The organism is Epilithonimonas caeni DSM 17710, from assembly GCF_000426465.1.
GTDB lineage: Bacteria > Bacteroidota > Bacteroidia > Flavobacteriales > Weeksellaceae > Epilithonimonas > Epilithonimonas caeni.
In genome coordinates this window covers 44308-62308 of sequence record NZ_AUFK01000002.1, presented here as the reverse complement: position 1 = coordinate 62308, position 18001 = coordinate 44308, and the positions used below count along the sequence as shown (strand labels likewise).

The window sequence follows — 18001 nt, the reverse complement described above, 5'->3', positions numbered from 1 at the left end:
TAATATGGCTATTAAAAAAATCAAGAGTATTAAAAATCTTGCTGTATTTCAAGATTTCAATTGGGATTCAGCAATGCGAGATACACATGGTACAATTACTGAATGTAGTACTGTGAATATCTTATATGGTAGAAATTATTCAGGCAAAACAACACTGTCCAGGATAATTAGAGCGCTTGAACTCGGCAAAATATCAGACAAATATGAAAATCCTGAATTTACACTTTCTTTTTCTGACTCACCAGATGTAAATCAATTAAATCTGTTAGGTCATGATAAAAAAATAAGAGTCTTTAATGAAGATTTTGTTAAAGAAAATTTAAGATTTATCTCTAATGCTGATGAAAGTATTGTTCCCTTTGCAATATTAGGTGGGAATGCTAATATAGAAGAGGAAATAGAGATTCTCAATAACGAACTAGGTCAGAATGATGACGAGACGCCAACTGGTTTTTATTTAGAGCGAAAAAATATGCTCGAAGTTTACAACATAGCAAAATCAGCATTTGATACAGCATCCAAGCAATTGGATGCCAAATTAACTCAAAAGGCAACTAGCAGAGATATTGGTATAAAATATAAGCCTGAAAGATTTGGAGACCAAAACTATAATAAGGCAAAACTTGATGCTGACATTGCTTTAACCTTATCGGAAAACTTTACGCCAATTAATGATGAAAAACAACAAGATCTTTTAAATCTTTTAAACGAAAAGCCTAATGCAAATATTTCGGAAACATCAAACCCCAATTTTCAATTTGCAGAATTAAGTGCACAATGTGAACAGCTAGTAAATAAATCATTAATAAAATCTGGCAAAATTGAGGAATTGGTTAAGAATTCTATTTTAAATAAATGGGTTAAGGAAGGGAAATTGCTGCATGAACATAAATTAGAAGATTGTTCTTTTTGTGGAAATAGAATTACCAATGAAAGATGGTCAGCCTTAGAAAGCCATTTTGATGAGGAATCAGAAAGACTAAGTAAAGCAATTGACATACTTTTGAATAAAATACAGCAAGAAATACTCTCTGTATCTGACATTTTATCTTTTGAAAATAATAAATTTTATTCGAAGTTTCACAATAGTCTTAATCGGCTAGCGGTACTAAGAGATCGCATACTTGGGCAATATATTGAATCATTAAATTCTTTAAAAGAACAACTTGATTCTAGAGCTGACGATATTATAACAACAGGCAAGTTTATCCCTCCTTATGATGTATCTGCTAGACTGTTAAAGATATTTGATTTTTATGATAGCATCCGTAGAGAATCTAATGCTTACACAGACACATTAGCAACTGATCAATCCAATTCTAAAACTGCACTAAGATTAAAGGAAGTTCATGATTTTGTGAAGAATATACGATACGAAGATGAAGTGAAAAATATTGGAAAACTAAAAGATGAACTTGATGAGAAGATTGAAATTGGAAAAGCTATCTCTGATAAAATCAGAGATCAAATTGCACTTATTGAAAGCAAACAACGACTAATGAATGATGAGGAAAAAGGTGCCTTAAAAGTAAATGAATATCTCAACAATTATTTTGGTCATGATTTCTTGACTTTAAAAGCAGTTGAAGATCAAGATACAATTACAAATGGTAAGAAAATCAGATTTGAAATTGTTAGAAGTGGAAGCAAAGCACATCATCTTAGTGAAGGAGAGTGTAGCTTAATTGCATTCTGTTATTTTATGGCTAAGCTTGAAGATATAGAAACTAAAGGTAAAAAACCAATTATTTGGATTGACGATCCTATTTCAAGTTTGGATGGAAATCATATCTTCTTCATATATAGTTTGATAAATTCTGAAATTGTTGCTAGTCAGGAATTCGAGCAATTGTTTATTTCTACTCACAATTTAGATTTTCTGAAATATCTTAAACGCTTACCGGGAGCTTTAAATAAAAATCAAAGTAGATATTTTATCACAATAAGAGAAGGCGAAAAAAGTAGAATTAAAATGATGCCCAAATATCTGAAGGATTATGTAACGGAATTCAATTATCTCTTTCACCAAATATACATTTGTGCAAACGCAGATACCGATGATGACGATCAGCATATAGTATACTATAATTTTGCAAACAACACTCGTAAATTTCTTGAAGCATTCTTATTTTATAAATATCCTAATGCTATTGAACATGACGATAAGCTGAATAGATTTTTTGGAAACGATAGGCAGGCTTCTTCAATGACAGATCGGATTAATAATGAATACTCACATCTTGAAGGAATTTTTGAGCGAAGTATGATTCCTATTGATGTTCCTGAAATGAAGAAAGTCGCTGCCTTTGTATTGGATAAGATAAAGGAGAAAGATAATGAACAATATGATGCTTTATTAAAAAGTATTGGTGTTGAAATTACTCCATAATTTGAGAGAATATGAAAGCAGGACATTTAAAAAGTTGTGGCACTAACAGCGACCTGGGTTTTTTAACTATAAAAAAATACAAATATCAGCCATTTGTCTCTAACCAATTAAAGTAAAATTCTATATTTATGATACGATACACATTTGCAATTCAACAAATTTTCTTATTAACAACATAGCTCCGGCGATCCGGTGTAAGTCCGGCCTATCTTCGGTTTCCGACATCTGTCGCAGCGACCTGGACGTTTATTTTTTTTCAGCCATGCGACACACGAAAAAAACACCAAAAGTAACCCAGGAGTTACAACCGAACAAAACTTGTAGGTGCGGAGCTTGTGAACCCAGAAAACCAAAACTTCCAAACGGAATGAGAAGGTTAAAAATTCAACCAAAATGTAGGGATTATGCCTGGAACAGATCAATTGTTCCGCAAATCATGTTACAAGGAAAATGGTTGGAGCAAATCGGTTTCGAGTGCCATTCACATGTAATCGTTACTACATTACAGGGTAAGTTGGTCATTGAGATTGACAAATAATAAAATCCAGTAGCCTATCGGCAACATTGTTGGTAGGCTACTTTAAAATTTTGCAGACATGGGAATGTTGGGCATAAGGGGAAAGAAGTATTAGCTGCATAAAATAAATAATAAGACTGAATCTGATAGAACTAGAATCAACCTTAACCATGAACTACGAAAAAGCGCTCTCCCTCTACAAAAACGACAAAACTCTGCAACTTCTGCGGGCAGAACACTTCCCGTTGCTAGTGAGTTTTTTCCATTTGGTTTTCAAACAGCAAGACAGGATTTCATACCTGCAAACCGAATTGCAAGGCATTCTGGGCGATTATATTTTTTCCCTCCAAAGGCTGGGTATTGAAGATTACCAGAAAGCACCGGTAGATTACTTACAGAAGTGGGCCGAGCAGGGCTACCTTCGCCGCTATTATGAACGGGCAGACGAACCTGTGTATGAACTTTCCCCGGCAACGGAAAATGCCTTGAAGTGGCTCGAAGATCTCAATAAACAGCAATTTGTAGGTACCCACAGCCGGCTCATCCAGTTTTTTGATTTGCTGCAGCGCATTGTGAACACCACTTCCGGACCTTACGAGCGCATCCAGCAGTTGCTGGAAGAACGCCGGAAGATTGATCAGGAAATTGAACAGATCCGCCAGGGCAATTATGCACAACCTTCCGATACCCAACTGAAAGAAAACTATTTCCTGGCCGAGGAAACTGCAAAACGTTTACTCTCCGATTTCAGGCAGGTCGAAGAAAATTTCAGGGAACTCGATAGCCAGACCCGCCAGACCATTATCAAAAGCCATCTGGCCAAAGCAGACCTGCTCGACAATGTTTTCCAGCAGCAGGATTTTCTTTGGAATACCGATCAGGGAAAGAGTTTTAAAGCGTTCTGGGAGTTTCTGATGAGCGAACAGATGCAGGAAGAACTCGAAGATTTGCTGGATAAGATCAATACCATCCCGGCGATTGCCGAAATCAAAAAAGAACAGACCGTAGACCGCATCAAAACCAACCTGGTGGATGCCGGAGATAAAGTAAACCGGAGCAACGACGGCCTGATTGAACAGCTCCGGAAATTTGTAGAACAAAAAAACCTTTCCGAAAGCCGCCATATCCTCCAAAGCATTGAAGAAATGGAAAGCCTGCTGCTCCAGCACAAAGAAACGCTTGATCAGCAAGCCGCATGGATGGAAATCGATGAGGTTTTTAAACCTTCCTTTACCATGGACCGCCCGCTTTTCAATCCACCAATTAAGGTTGCCTTTGCAGCCACCGAAATTGCAGACGGCGTGGCTACGGCTGATACCGACCTGCTGTTTGAACAGTTTTATGTGGATGTGGAAATCTTGAGAAGCCATGTAAAAACGCTCTTAAAAAACCGCTCACAGGTTGCGCTTTCCGAGCTGCTCCATCATTACAGGCCCACCAAAGGCGTTGCTGAAATATTGGGCTACATGCAGATCGCCACCAACGAAGGCAAACATTTCGTCAACCGCGATCAGCCCGAATACCACATCATCGAAAACCTCAGCACCGGAAAAACCTATCGCATGCAAACCCCGCTCATCATCTTTAACAGATAAATATGGAATACCGCTACTCCACCAGCCTCATTGCCTTATTGAAAGGAATTGTGTACAGCCACCAGAAAGAAACCTGGGAAAATCTGCTGCAATACGAACCCGATGTAAAGAAATATTTTATCCCGATCGGGCTGGAACTCTTCCTGGATAAAAGCGAAGGGTATGCTTTTCTCCGCCAGAAAGAATGGGAGGAAGACGAAAAACCCCTGCCGAGAATGGCCGATAAGCGGCCGCTCAATTTCATGACCTCTCTGGTCTGTATCGTCCTGAGAAAGTTCTTACTGGAACATGATGCACAGGGCGGCTCCATGCGTTCCATCATCAGCGAACAGGAAATCATCAACCGGGTAAAAGTATTCTTGCCCACTGTTCATGATGAAGCCAAACAGCAGGAAAAGATCAACACTGCCATTAATAAAGTCCTGGACATCGGATTCCTCAGAAAACTGGAAGACCAGGAGAAAAACTACGAAATACACCGGATCATCAAAGGTTTTGTGAATGCCGATGTGATCGATGAAACCTTGCAAAAGTTCCGGAACCATGCCGATGAAAACCAACCGAAAGACTAAACTTATTTATGGAAGAACTATTTGATACCCATCCGGAAGACTTCAACCTGGCCGGTTACCGGCTTCAATACCTGGAAGTGCTCAACTGGGGGACTTTTAACCAGGTGCGCTGGCAGATTCAGCCCAACGGACAAAATGCCCTGCTGACAGGCGATATCGGTTCAGGGAAATCTACGCTGGTGGATGCCCTGACTTGCCTGCTCGTGCCTCATCATAAAATCATCTTTAATAAAGCTGCCGGTGCCGAAGGTAAAGAGCGCAACCTGCTGAGTTACGTGAGAGGAGAATTTAAAAAAGAGAAGGAAGAAATCACCAAAACCGCCAAGAAGGTCTACCTCCGCCCGGATGATCATACCTATACCATAATTATCGGAAATTTTTATAACCAGGGCTATAACGAACACATTTGCCTGGCCCAGTTTTTCTGGATCGGCAAAGAGGGAAAAGTAGAAAAACTGCTCATCATCGGAACAATCCCTTTAACCATTAAAGACCATTTCCAGCATTTCAGCGATATCAATGAGTTGCGGAAGAACCTGCGCAACATACCCGGCATCCAATTATTTAATGATAATTTCTCGCAATACAGCGAACAGTTCCGCAGGCTTTTCGGCATGAATAGTGATAAAGCGATCGACTTGTTTTATCAGACCGTTTCCATGAAGTCCGTCAGCAGCCTGACTGATTTTGTCCGTGAACAGATGCTGGAAAAAACCGATGTAAAGGAACAGATCGAGGCCTTACTGAAACGTTTTGATGACCTCAATAAAGCCCACGCCGCGGTGGTGCATACCCGGGAACAATACCAGATCCTGAAGCCCTTAGCAGAAGCTAGCGAAACCTATGAAAAGGTTACCCGTGAAATTGAGGACATCGAAGCCATGCTGGAGGTGATGCCGGTCTGGTTTGCCGAAAAGAAATGGGAACTGCTGGAACAGGCCATCACAGAATCGCATCAGGAACTGGAAAAGACCACACAACAGCTGCGCACCATTACCCATGAAATAGAAGCCTGGGAACAACGCCGGCAAACCATTATACAGGACATTGCGAGCAACGGCGGAACACGGATCGAACAGATTGCCGGAGAAGTGAAGCGACATGAGCAAGACAAAGAAATTAAGCAAAGGGATTTCGATCAATATGAATATCTCGCTTTACAAACTGGGTTATCAAGCATAAAACAGGAAAGTGATTTTCAGAACAACATCAGGCGTGCCAATGAATCAATGGAAAAATGCGGCCGTCTGGAAGAAGAGCTGCGGGAACAGCGGGACAACCAGGTGACTGAGCTGCGCAAGCAGGAAGCGGAATTTCAGATGGAACGAAAAGAACTGCAATCACTCAAAGAACGTAAAACCCAGATTCCGGCCTGGCTGGTAGCCTTTCGCTCACAACTCTGTGCCGATCTGCGGATTGATGAAGAAGATTTACCCTTTGCAGGAGAATTGCTGAAAGTGAATGAACAGGAAACCGAATGGGAAGGCGCGATTGAAAAACTGCTCCGTGATGCAGGCATCAGCTTACTGGTTCCCGGAAAGCATTACCGGAGTGTCAGCCATTACGTTAACAGCAATCCATTGAAGGGTGCGGATGGAAGGGGCATCAAGCTGACCTATTTGGAAGCAGATTGGAATGGCAATGCTCGAATCCTTAAAGAATTGGATGAAGACAGCATCGCATATAAAATAGACATTAAACCTGAGACACCTTTTTACGATTGGCTGGAAAGTTACCTGCAACGCAGCTTCGGCGATTATATTTGTACCGATGTTGATGGTTTACAACATGTTCCTTTCGGGATCACCCGGCAAGGGCTGATTAAGAGCGGCCGCATCCGGCATACCAAAGATGACCGCAAACGGATTGACGACCGGCGTAATTATGTATTGGGCTGGAGCAATGCTGAAAAAATAAAAGTATTGGAAAATTCGGTCGATAAGCTGGAACTAACCATCCGTGAACTCGAATCCAGACTAAAGGATTTTGAAGAAAAAGAGAAAAAGAACAGTGAACAGAAGCAATTGCTGGGGCTTTTGCTTTATGTGAAAGACTTTTCCCGCATCAACTGGCAATATCATGTTGCTAAAATCTACGAATTGGAACAGGAACGTGATCAATTATTGAATAAAGATGATAAGCTTGCCCAGCTGGAACGCAACAAAAGTGAGGTAGACCAGCAGATTATGGAAGGAAGGGATAGGCGCAATCAGTTTACAGAAGATATCGGAGGATTTAAAACGAATATTCAAAACTATCGGGATCAGCAACACCAGGCCATACAGCAAAAAGAACAATTATCGCCTCACCTGAAAGAAAAATGGTATCCACTGATCGATGAAAAACTCAGTGGAGTGAAAATCAACCTCAGGGGCATAGAGAACAGGCAGGAAGAATTCCGCAAACAATTTCAGGGAGAGAGCGGCGAATTGAAAAGACTTCGCGGACGACAGGCGGGGCATCGAACAAATATTGAAAAAAAGATGCGGGAAATCAAGGAACATTCCCGGGCTGAATACAGCGAAGTTACCGATAGCATCGATGCCCGTGCCGAATACATCATAAAATTCAGACAACTGGAGTCTGAAGATCTGAAACGGCACGAAGAACGCTTTAAGGAAGAGCTGAACAAAAACCTGATCAACAGCATTGCCGTCTTCGACAGCCAGCTGCAGAAACACGAAAAAGACATCAAACAGAAAATCAGGACCATAAACGAACATCTTTCGGAGATTGTGTATAATGCCGTTCAGGATACCTATATCACCATTTTAATGGATGCTACTCCAAATAAAGAAGTACGGCTTTTCAGGGAAGAGTTGAAAAAATGTTATATCCATTCCTTCAGCAGCCATAATGATCTATACACGGAAGAAAAATACGAACAGGTGAAAAGGATTTTAGACCGTTTTGCCAGTATGGAAAACGCAGACCGCGACTGGACTTCAACCGTTACCGATGTACGCCAGTGGTTTGAATTCAACGCCAGCGAACGTTACCGCTCCGATGGTACGGAAAAAGAATTTTATGAAGGTTCAGGCGGAAAAAGCGGCGGACAAAAGGAAAAACTAGCCTACACCATTCTGGCCAGTGCTTTGGCCTACCAGTTTGGCTTGCAGTTCGGAGAGCGCAAGAGTAAAAGTTTCCGTTTCGTGGTGATTGATGAAGCCTTTGGAAGAGGCAGCGACGAAAGTACCCGTTACGGACTGGAGTTGTTTAAAAAGCTTAATCTCCAACTGCTGATTGTAACACCGCTGCAGAAAATCCATGTAATAGAAGGTCATGTCAACTCCTTTCACTTTGTGAGCAACCGGGAAGGCAACAATTCGCAGGTGAGTAATTTCACCAAAGAAGAATATGAGAGCGAACGCGATAAACATAACGGAATTTTCCCTAATACTCCTGAAATATGATTAGTCCGGCAGAAATAAAAAAACAGGCATTGAAATGGTGGAAGCCTTTACTGCAAAGCCATATCCATGGAGAACCCTTTTTCCCGAAAATAATAGACCGCATCGGAAAAGTAAAATCGGGTCAAATTACAGAGCGATTTGAAATCCTGCAAAAGGAAATAGAAGAGTTATACCGCTTTTCTAAAAACCAAACCGGTAAAGGCTATCTCGTGCAGACTGCCGGTCGGAATTTCAGGCGGACGGGCAGTCATGATTTGCCGGATACCCTGGTTTTCGAAACGATTGATGATTATATTTATTTTATTGGCTGTACAAAGGAATGGCGTCTTTTTATAGACAATTATAAAACCATTATCAATACTATTCCGGAATTGAAAGACTGGACCTTAAACAATTGCTTATGGTTAACAAAAGGAGAAATCAACTGGAAAGATGTGCTGAAGGTTTGCCAATTTTTCATGGAGACACCCCGGCCCAACCTTTACCTGCGGCAACTACCTATTGAGATTCACACCAAATTTATTGAAGAAAATAATGCGCTGATTCAATCCTTACTCGATTTCCTAATTCAGGATCATGTGCGTTCAGCTCAACAAAAACGTTTTGCCGAGCGATTCTTTTTGCGGTACGATGAACCGTTGATCAGGCTCCGCTTTCTGGATGAAAACCCGCATCCGGATTTCAAGTTCAGGGACATCAGCATTCCACTATCCGATTTCGAAACCCTTGAACTGCATGCAGGAAACGTTCTGATAGCAGAGAATAAAATGAATTTTTTAACCTTACCACTATTAGGATCCACTGTCGCTATCTGGAGCGGAGGAGGTTTTAATATTTCCTATCTAAAAAATGCTCCCTGGCTGTCGGGCAAAAAGATCAGATATTGGGGCGATATCGATGAACATGGCTTTCAGATTCTGCATCAGCTACGGTCGTACCATCCGCATGCCCAAAGTGTCATGATGGACCGGACGACTTTTGAAACTTTCCAAAACTACGCCGTAAGCGGCGCCAGAAATCAATCCAATAATTTAAACCTCCTGACCAAAGAGGAAAATGATCTTTTCCAATATTTAAAGACTTTGGAAAAAAACAGGCTGGAACAGGAGAAAATTCCGCAGGTGTATGTGGATGGGTGTTTAAAGATGGGATTATATAATAGCGGATACTCATCAGTTTCAGAAAAAAGGGATTAATGATTTAACTTAATAACCGGATGTTTTATATTAATTCGCTATACTAAATTAACTGTTATTACAGCTTGCTACAGCTTCCAAAATCGCTGTCATGTCTAAGCAAAACTGGTTCAATGATAATTCGGGAAGGGGTACATCAGATCCTCTGAAACTATCGTTATCAGAGGATCTTTTATTTTAAATGGTTGTCACGAACATTTCCTATTTCAACAAAATCATATCAGAACAATTAAAATATATTTTTCAAAATAAATATCTGGAATTGTTTTTCCGATGTGGTTTACTGTTCGTACCAATCATACTCTGCGACTGTTATTTCAAGTTTTTTTCCATATCGTTAAGCAAATCGAATACATGAAGGCATCCTTTGGTTGGCACGTGCAATTATGCTACTGTATTTTTTGACCTTTCCAGAACAGGCTTCTGAAACCTGCGAGCCCACCTATATGCCGGGACAATCACCACCCTCCACCAGACCTTTCAATAAACCAGCATGATCTACGCTTATTCCAATAAAAAAACCCAGCCGAAGCTGGGTAAAAACTAATAACCATGAAAACTCAAATTAAACATGAGAATCGCTTCATCCATAAACAATAACTAGGCCACAAAAAATTAAAATTTACTTAATAAAAGTTATTTTTATGTTAAATATCCAATGTCTTATCGCTTCTGTACAATCAATCCCATCGGAGGAATATTGGGAAGTAACATCAATAAATAATAACTTTGGCAAAGTATTTATAAAATCAATAATTCAAAATGAAAATCGAACACATAGGAATTGCGGTAAATTCCCTGGAAAATTCCGACGATCTGTTTGCCCGACTTTTAGGAAGATCAAACTACAAAAGAGAATCTGTTGAAAGAGAGGGTGTAACAACTTCTTTTTACAAAATAGGGGAAAGCAAAATCGAACTTTTGGAAGCCGCAAAACCAGAAAGCCCGATCGGTAAATTCCTCGATAAAAAGGGAGAAGGAATCCATCATATTGCATTCGGGGTCGAAAACATACAAAATGAGATCGAAAGATTAAAAAAGGAAGGCTTTGCTTTCATCTCTGAAGAACCGAAAGAAGGTGCTGATAATAAATTAGTTGTCTTCCTCCATCCTAAATCGACCAATGGGGTATTGGTAGAATTGTGCCAAGAAAAACCTTGAAAAGTTTTGTAGATAGATAAATTTTGTTATTTTTGCACACACAAAATTTAACCAAATTTTGAGGTCCTATAGCTCAGTTGGTTAGAGCACCTGACTCATAATCAGGTGGTCCCTGGTTCGAGCCCAGGTGGGACCACTAATCGGGGAAACCGCTCCAACATTAGGTTTCTCCGGTTTTTTAAAGCCTCAAGAATCTGGCAGTTTATGTTTACGAGTAACATTATAAGTAACATTAAATCTGTCAGCAATGAAAAAGACAAAACAAAGGGTCCCTAGAAAAGACCTCAGGAACGGATGTTCCAGAACTCAATTCTACTTTTCACCTAAAGACCTCCTTACAGCAAGGTCAAACATCACATTACAAAAAGATTGTTTCATAGAATGTCGTTTCCATGATCCGAAATTCCAAGTGAAACACCCTTCAGGTTACCAGTTCCGGAAACGGTTGAATGGATTTACGACACTAGCAGAACTAAAGGAGGCCGCTGTTGTTTATAGAAGTGAAATGGAAAGGCTTCTGGACGATTATCATTACAATCCCATCACGCAAAAATATATGGTGGACGAATCAAGCGAACTGAATCCGGATACTGACTTCAAATCAGCTTTGCAGAAAGCACGTTTGCATCTTTCCGGGTCCGATAAACATCTGAATGAAGTAAGGATTGCCATTAATAGATTCGAAAAGGGTATCGATGAAATGAACTATTCCTATATCAATATTTCCACGGTCAAGATATGGCATATCGTAAATACATTGGACCATCTGAAATTAGGTCCAAGTTACTTCAATAAGTTCAGGCAATATCTGAAAGATATCTTCAAGATATTGGTTCAAAGGGGATGTATTGAGAATAATCCGGTCAGGGAGATCGATAAGAGAAAGGTCATTCCAAAGATCAGGGAAATCATTTCGGATGAGAAGCTCCCATATATTGACAAATTTTTAAAGGAAAGACATTATAGTTTCTTCAGATATAAAGAGATATTCTATAGAAGTGGTTCGCGATCTTCCGAGCTGTTCCGGATACAGAAAAAGCATGTCAATATCGAAAAACACGAATATGTTATCCAAATACAGAAAGGAAGCTATTATAAATGGGTTACTAAAGCCATAAATATAGGCTCATTGAAATATTGGAAAGAGCTATGTGAGCTTTGTACTTCTGAAGATGATTATATATTCTCTGAAGGTCTTGTTCCAGGCAATTATTCGATATCTCCATCTAGGATAACACATAGATGGTCAAAATATGTAAAAAATACGGATAATATCAAAGATGAGAATGGTAATGTTATTCCCATTACAGAAGATTTCTATTCATGGAAATATCTTTATTTGGATAAACTGGACCAAATTCAAAATTCGTCAAATGTTATCCCTATCGACTTTAATATTGCCCAAACCGCAGCTTCACACACAACTGATAAAACAACATCAATATATACGGTTGGCAGAAGCAAAAGGCAGCTTGAGTTCCTAAAGAATATCGAGGTCGGATAAAAAAATAGCGACAATGTTGGATCTGTCGCTATTAAAGTTAAGTTTATATTCAGCAATGAGTTAAACTTAACGCAAATATAATAAAAATAATAAAGCCCTGATTTATTCAGGGCTTCTTAACAATAGATAAGTAGAAGTGTTGAATTAATACTAAAGTTCTATTGCCAATAATTCTTTTGCAAAGTTATGTAATCCGATTTGAATTTTATCTTTTTGTTCCCTTCTCGGTTTTTTTAAACCAGATGAATAATGTGCAATTTGTTTTTCGTTGATTCCTGTCAGCGTTTCGAATCCAGGATAAGTGATAATTCCTTTCAAGTAATTAATCAGACTTTCTGTGTCAAATTCATACTTGACAGTGTATTGACCTTTTAAAATGCTAGGAACATTTTCAGGTGCATTATTCTCAATTAAAAGTTGAATCGATTTTAAAATGGATTCTTTGGCTTCTTGTGGTGTATCACCACCGCCATAAATACCTTCAACATTTTCAGCATAAGCAGAATACATATCCGGTGTTTTTTCGATAACTATTTTAATAGTATTCATTGTTTTAGAGATTTTAAAGATTTACTAATTGTTTTATGAATTAATCAGCTTTCAAAAATAGGGGCTAATTAAAGCCCCATTTCTTTGATGATCTTACGTTCAAGACCTTTTCCAACTTCTTTTGGTCCATGATAAGGAACTGGGTAAGTTCGACCGTCTTTCTCGTAGATGTAATGGCTTCCATCGGTTCTGATGTGAATCCATCCATTCTTTTTTACCTTTCGGTGTAATTCGCTTGATTTCATAGAACGTTTTTCTGTATTAATTCAACCCTGTAAAGGTATATAATTATATACTAATATGCAAATATTTTTGCAACTTTTTTTAATTATTTTTACTTTAATTTAGTTTATCAATTTCAAAAGATGAAACTTAAAGCCACAATCCGGGAATCAATTGAACCAACTGATAAAAGTGTAATAGTTGAATTTTATGGTGATGCCAAAAAACAGCATTTTGAAGTGCATTGCACGTTCAATCCATATCAATTGGGAATTCGTAAATGGGATTATTGGGAATTCAAAATAAGATTCCAATCAGAAATATTTGAAGAACCAAAAACAAAGAAAAAATCATACTTCACGCATTTATATTGTGATGAAGCAAAACCAGTGAACGAATAATAAAAATCCCGGAACACGTCCGGGATTAGATAAACATCTCATTTTTTTAGAAATTATCCCATTGAAAATGCATCCAGTCATAGTTTTTTTCACGGCCTAGTGAAACAAATCCATTTTTATAAAATATGTCAATCATCTGCTTATATTCAGGACGTGCAAATCTTGCAGTTTTGGAAGTTTCCTTTAATTGATTACGTTCTGGGTCCAAATCGATTGCCAAACCCCAAGCATGAACCGAATAGTTAGAACCGCCCCTCATTTGCCTGAAATTAAAGCAGCCGCCAAACAGATCAATCCCTAATTCTTTGATTTTTTCATAGCCGTAAGCTTTGAGTAAATCAGCAAAAACGGCCTTCAAAGGTTCCGCAATAGCTTTGTGACAAGTCAATTTTTTTACAGATGTCTTTTTATCCCAAGCAATACGCAAAGGAAATGGAAGCTCTATTGTTGTGAGATAGCCCGTTCCGTTAGGTGTCGGCACACCATATTTTAAAATGTATTGTGAAGTTGTTTTCATATTTATAACATTAAAAATTAAACATTCTTCCGGTTCGATTATACTTTGTCAATAGTTCCCATCCAATAATTGAAACAACCACAATCAAAACATAAAGCCACCACGAATCTCTTTTGCTTTCTGTTTTTTTCGATAATTCAAGACTAGTTTTTTGTAATTTAGATAGTGATTTATTATTTGTGGTTATTAATTTCTGATTATTTCGCTGAAGTTTCAAATTATCCCGGTAAATCAGTTTTGAATTTTCAAGTATTTTTAAATTATCTTCTCTCAAAGATTCGGCTGATGATTTCCAGTAATCTTTTTCTTGTGATAATTTCGAATAGTTTTTTGAAGTTTCCCGTTCTGATTTCAATTTTCCATTCTCATAATATTCTCTGATCTTCTCGATCTCGGAACTATTTTCTGAATTTGATTTTTCTCCGGATTTCTCAGAATCCGATTTTGATAATTCAGTTGTTCGAAAATCTTGAGCAACTGAATTATCTTCCGTTTTCGACTCTGATTTTTCAGTGTTTTCAATTTTAGAAATATCTGATTTACTTTCTGAAAATTGATTCAAAGAAGCTTTCTCAGACTCTTTTGTCTTTTCTTTTTCGGTGTTTCGACTTCCACAAGAAATCAAAACAATGCTAAGCAGCAGGTAAATTATTTTCTTCATTATTATTTTGGGTATTTTGAAATTCAAGGAAAGCTTTGAGATTTCCATCTTTTTGATAATTATAAAGTGCTTTTATTAAAAATTCAGGTGGAAATCCTCCATTGGTTAAAATGAAGCCGTTTCGAGCTATTTTTGATATAGGAAATAGTAATGTCATCACTTGGACTGTGCTTGCAAATCCTATTTCCAGAAATCCCTCCGGAATAGATTCTCCCAATTTATCTAATGAAAAATAGACTGCGAAAATAACAGCAATCGTGATAAGTGTAGATTTGAAAAATTCACCAATGTCAAAGGTTCCAAGTTTAATATGCGCCCAAATACCAATTCCAGCATTAATCACTAAAACACCATATAAACTTTTTAAAAAAATTAGATGTTCATTGTGCCATCCGACCAAGAGATTAACGATGAAAATAATTGGTGTTATTTTAAAAAAACCTTTGTAGAAATATCGAAAGCGATCTTCATAAGTTAGTGGAATCCGGTGTGCGAAAAGCAAAATAACAGGCGTTAACCATAATGCTATTCTTGTGATGATATATTTTAATTTTGTTCTCATCTTACTAAAGTTCCATATTATCATCTTCTGCTATTTCATCAGCTGAATTTCTCCAACCCATATCGATAAGCTCATTATCTGAGATGAATTGGTCCAATTCTTCCGGGGAATCGAATTCTGCTGATTCATACATTGGACCATGCCATGTAGATACGTTGTCATAAAGTTTTGTTTGGATTATATTCTCATTATTCCAAACTACGATACAAGGTTTTGTTAATTCTTTCATTTTGATTTATTTTAATGTTATGATGTTGTGATCACTATTCCTAATGTTCCGATAAGATAATTCCTAGCAGCTGTATAAGTTTGGTAGATAGGTTTTGTATTATCGGTATAACTCGTATTCGGTGATGTGCCTTGAACGGTAATTCTTTTTGTCGTTAAGTTTACCGCTGTCACCTGATTTGCCATATCTATGATAAATTGAGAAAACTGGTCACTTGTTAATTTATTAGGTGTATTAGTTGATTGGTATAATAAATAATCTACTGCCTGAACATTTTCAGTTAAAACAGATGGGAATACAGCACCTCCCGAATATGTAAGCCTATTAACAGGGCCGCCAGCAGAATTTCCCATACTGACAAATGCCACTCTATTTCCTGTAAAATAATCTTTCAAATCGACCTGCAACCCTTCTAATTGTGTGCATTTGAAGTAATATAGGGTTGCAGGTAAATTTTGCATCAAAGGTGGGTTTACTGAATTGTAAGACCTAAGTGTTAAAGCTTTCAGATTGCTATTTTTCAAAGATGTTAATCCTGCAGCCCATCCATTAGTTACAGAAACTGCAAAATCCAAATTCGTTATACCTGGTAAAGAACTCAAAAATGTGAAGTCTGGCGATTGATTAATACTGCTGGTATAATTAACTAAATTTGGAAAATTCGTGAATATTTGTAATTCGGTCTTCCATATACCATTTGAAGTTTGAGATATAGTTATTGATGTAATATCAAATATTGATAGGTAAAAAAAATTGTTTGGAAAATCCTCATCTTTCAAACCATTTCCTGAACCGTTATTATCTTCGTTTATATTAAATGTTTTCGATATTGAATTAGAAGTTGTTTTTTTAAAGATATTGGCATTTGTACCTATCCCATAATTAGCTATAATATCTAAACTCTTATTGAAAGTTACAACAAGGCTTCCAGCGGTTGTTCTATCTGTTTTACTAATTCCTACTAAAATCTTGATATCAGCATCATTAAACACAATATTATCGGATATTCGCCTTTGTAGGGATCTATTTCCCATTGATTGAATCTTTGATACCGTTTGACCTTTAAATATTAATGACATTATGCTGTTATATTTAGATTTTTAATTGCATTCTTCTGATCTGTTGACATTGCGTTATACACAGCAGTTGTTACCGTCCATTCTGTTAACTGAATTCCATTAAATGATGTTCGCTGTATCTCTGTACCCGATGATGTACCATCGGATGTTTGTACATAATATTCTCCCCGTTGAATGCCCAAAGTGGTCAACTGCGCCAAAGTAGGAGGATTTTGGGAACCATATCTTAGTTGCTTCAAAGGTTCTCTTGTGTTGCTTAGATATGTGGAAAGATTCAATCGTCTTACAATACCTAATGAATCAGTGATTAAAGCGTATAGATAAGTCGAGTCCGGAGCAGTGATATTGGTAGTTGTGATAACATATCGATTTGCAATTGCAGCCGAATAAGTAACATTGGTCACATAGTCCGAAAGATTTATTCCTTCTAACTTGCTCCAATGAGCTGCACTCATCGAGCCACGTTGTGAAGATGATGCCTGCAATATATCCAATGCGATATCATCACCGTTACCGGTTATAGGTCCTGTAACGTTTACAGTTGCTATAGCTCCAGCCGGTTTTAGAATATCTAACAGGTTTGTTTCCGGATCATATTTGACGAAAACAGTTGTTTTTGGCTTTAAAACAAAAGGAGTATTTATTGCCGAAAATCCCTTTGAAAGTCCGGATGTAGAACTGGTATTTATATTGATATTGACATTCGAATTGTTGTATATATGGAAGTCAAAAGCCCTTGTGCTTTCTTCAGAAAAAGTAATTCCGGATATAATTGTAGCAAATGAGCTTGTCCTGGTTGATGGATTTAAATAGAACGATTGACGTTTATCATTGAAATCCAGATAGAAAGTAGTTCCCTTATTGAAAATGACTTTCTTCCAATTATCCTCTATCTTTTCTTTTAATCCAGAAATAAGTTCCGGATCTATAACTTGGCCATCGGATGTAACAGTGATTCTTTTTATAAAGAATGCACCATCTGGGATAGTTGGTTCGATAGCTTCATATCCTTCCTCACCTTCTGCCAGATAGAATAGTTCGACTGTTGACAAGGCATAAATAATTAGTACTTTTATCTGATCTTCGGAAACGGGTGTGAAGGAAAATTCAGAGGGTGCATAGGTATAATAGGCAATACCTCCTAAAGTCACTTTGTTAACACCTGAATCACTCATATTGATCGTCACACTATCTGATGAGGTCGTTATCTCACCTATCAGATCAATGTGATTTTCATTTGAATCATCATCATAGATACCTAATTTAATTCGTAACGCCTCAATGTCACTTTGTGAAAGGTTTGTACCGTTTTTTTCCAGCTTTTCTTGGTTGGATTCGGTAAATGCAGTAGCTATTCTTTCACAAGTGTTCCCGCCGATCTCTGTTTCATTTCTAATTACCTCAATTAGTTCTTGTTTGGTTTCTACGCTCATA

The 18001-nt window shown here is 37.9% G+C and carries 17 protein-coding genes and 1 tRNA gene; 10 read left to right on the top strand and 8 right to left on the bottom strand.

The features are described 5' to 3' along the window. The first annotated feature begins 4 nt into the window (after positions 1-4). The 9 genes from K319_RS0100810 (at position 5) to K319_RS0100770 (ending at position 12347) form a co-directional block, all read left to right on the top strand. Positions 5-2389: an AAA family ATPase gene (locus K319_RS0100810; RefSeq protein WP_027381891.1), complete on the top strand. Its 2385-nt coding sequence runs from the start codon at positions 5-7 to the stop codon at positions 2387-2389. Positions 2390-2756: 367 nt separating this feature from the next. After that, complete coding sequence (locus K319_RS21430; RefSeq protein ID WP_156907022.1) at positions 2757-2927, top strand: SymE family type I addiction module toxin; 171 nt, start codon at positions 2757-2759, stop codon at positions 2925-2927. Between the two features lie 149 nt (positions 2928-3076). Continuing rightward, positions 3077-4501 (top strand): DUF3375 domain-containing protein, encoded by a 1425-nt coding sequence (locus K319_RS0100800; protein ID WP_027381890.1) that lies wholly within the window; start codon positions 3077-3079, stop codon positions 4499-4501. Between the two features lie 2 nt (positions 4502-4503). After that, entirely contained in the window at positions 4504-5073 is a 570-nt protein-coding gene (locus K319_RS0100795) for a DUF4194 domain-containing protein (protein WP_027381889.1), read from the top strand. Between the two features lie 8 nt (positions 5074-5081). Beyond that, the gene (locus K319_RS0100790; protein ID WP_027381888.1) at positions 5082-8486 is read left to right on the top strand and encodes an ATP-binding protein; all 3405 of its coding nucleotides are present in this window, start codon (positions 5082-5084) and stop codon (positions 8484-8486) included. Then, positions 8483-9682 carry a Wadjet anti-phage system protein JetD domain-containing protein gene (locus K319_RS19545; RefSeq protein ID WP_051230326.1) on the top strand — a complete coding sequence of 400 codons (1200 nt, stop codon included), beginning with the start codon at positions 8483-8485 and terminating at the stop codon, positions 9680-9682. Before K319_RS0100790 ends, K319_RS19545 begins: the two co-directional genes overlap by 4 nt. 762 nt (positions 9683-10444) lie before the next feature. Then, positions 10445-10843: a methylmalonyl-CoA epimerase gene (gene mce, locus K319_RS0100780; RefSeq protein WP_027381887.1), complete on the top strand. Its 399-nt coding sequence runs from the start codon at positions 10445-10447 to the stop codon at positions 10841-10843. A gap of 62 nt (positions 10844-10905) precedes the next feature. Beyond that, positions 10906-10979: transfer RNA gene (locus tag K319_RS0100775), tRNA-Ile, on the top strand. Positions 10980-11090: 111 nt separating this feature from the next. Further along, a complete protein-coding gene (locus K319_RS0100770; protein ID WP_027381886.1) occupies positions 11091-12347 on the top strand; it encodes a hypothetical protein in 1257 nt (418 codons plus the stop codon). Positions 12348-12497: 150 nt separating this feature from the next. Here K319_RS0100770 and K319_RS0100765 read toward each other — a convergent pair whose 3' ends face one another. After that, complete coding sequence (locus K319_RS0100765; protein ID WP_027381885.1) at positions 12498-12896, bottom strand: type II toxin-antitoxin system HicB family antitoxin; 399 nt, start codon at positions 12894-12896, stop codon at positions 12498-12500. 68 nt (positions 12897-12964) lie between these two features. Further along, positions 12965-13141, bottom strand: a complete 177-nt coding sequence (locus K319_RS19540) for a type II toxin-antitoxin system HicA family toxin (RefSeq protein ID WP_034671152.1) — start codon at positions 13139-13141, stop codon at positions 12965-12967. A 120-nt stretch (positions 13142-13261) separates the two neighbouring features. On the opposite strand from K319_RS19540, the gene K319_RS0100755 reads away from it, so the two are divergent. Then, positions 13262-13519, top strand: a complete 258-nt coding sequence (locus tag K319_RS0100755; RefSeq protein WP_027381884.1) for a hypothetical protein — start codon at positions 13262-13264, stop codon at positions 13517-13519. 46 nt (positions 13520-13565) lie between these two features. On the opposite strand, the gene K319_RS0100750 is transcribed toward K319_RS0100755, so the two are convergent. The 6 genes from K319_RS0100750 to K319_RS0100725 are packed head-to-tail and all read right to left on the bottom strand — an operon-like array spanning position 13566 to position 18000. Beyond that, the gene (locus tag K319_RS0100750; RefSeq protein WP_027381883.1) at positions 13566-14036 is read right to left on the bottom strand and encodes a M15 family metallopeptidase; all 471 of its coding nucleotides are present in this window, start codon (positions 14034-14036) and stop codon (positions 13566-13568) included. 10 nt (positions 14037-14046) lie between these two features. Further along, on the bottom strand, positions 14047-14697 hold the full coding sequence (locus K319_RS0100745; protein ID WP_027381882.1) for a hypothetical protein: 651 nt from the start codon (positions 14695-14697) through the stop codon (positions 14047-14049). Beyond that, a complete protein-coding gene (locus K319_RS0100740; protein ID WP_027381881.1) occupies positions 14669-15259 on the bottom strand; it encodes a hypothetical protein in 591 nt (196 codons plus the stop codon). Before K319_RS0100740 ends, K319_RS0100745 begins: the two co-directional genes overlap by 29 nt. Positions 15260-15263: 4 nt before the next feature. After that, on the bottom strand, positions 15264-15488 hold the full coding sequence (locus tag K319_RS0100735; protein ID WP_027381880.1) for a hypothetical protein: 225 nt from the start codon (positions 15486-15488) through the stop codon (positions 15264-15266). A gap of 17 nt (positions 15489-15505) precedes the next feature. Then, complete coding sequence (locus K319_RS0100730) at positions 15506-16522, bottom strand: hypothetical protein (protein ID WP_027381879.1); 1017 nt, start codon at positions 16520-16522, stop codon at positions 15506-15508. A 44-nt stretch (positions 16523-16566) separates the two neighbouring features. Continuing rightward, positions 16567-18000 (bottom strand): hypothetical protein, encoded by a 1434-nt coding sequence (locus tag K319_RS0100725; RefSeq protein WP_027381878.1) that lies wholly within the window; start codon positions 17998-18000, stop codon positions 16567-16569. Position 18001 lies beyond the last annotated feature (1 nt).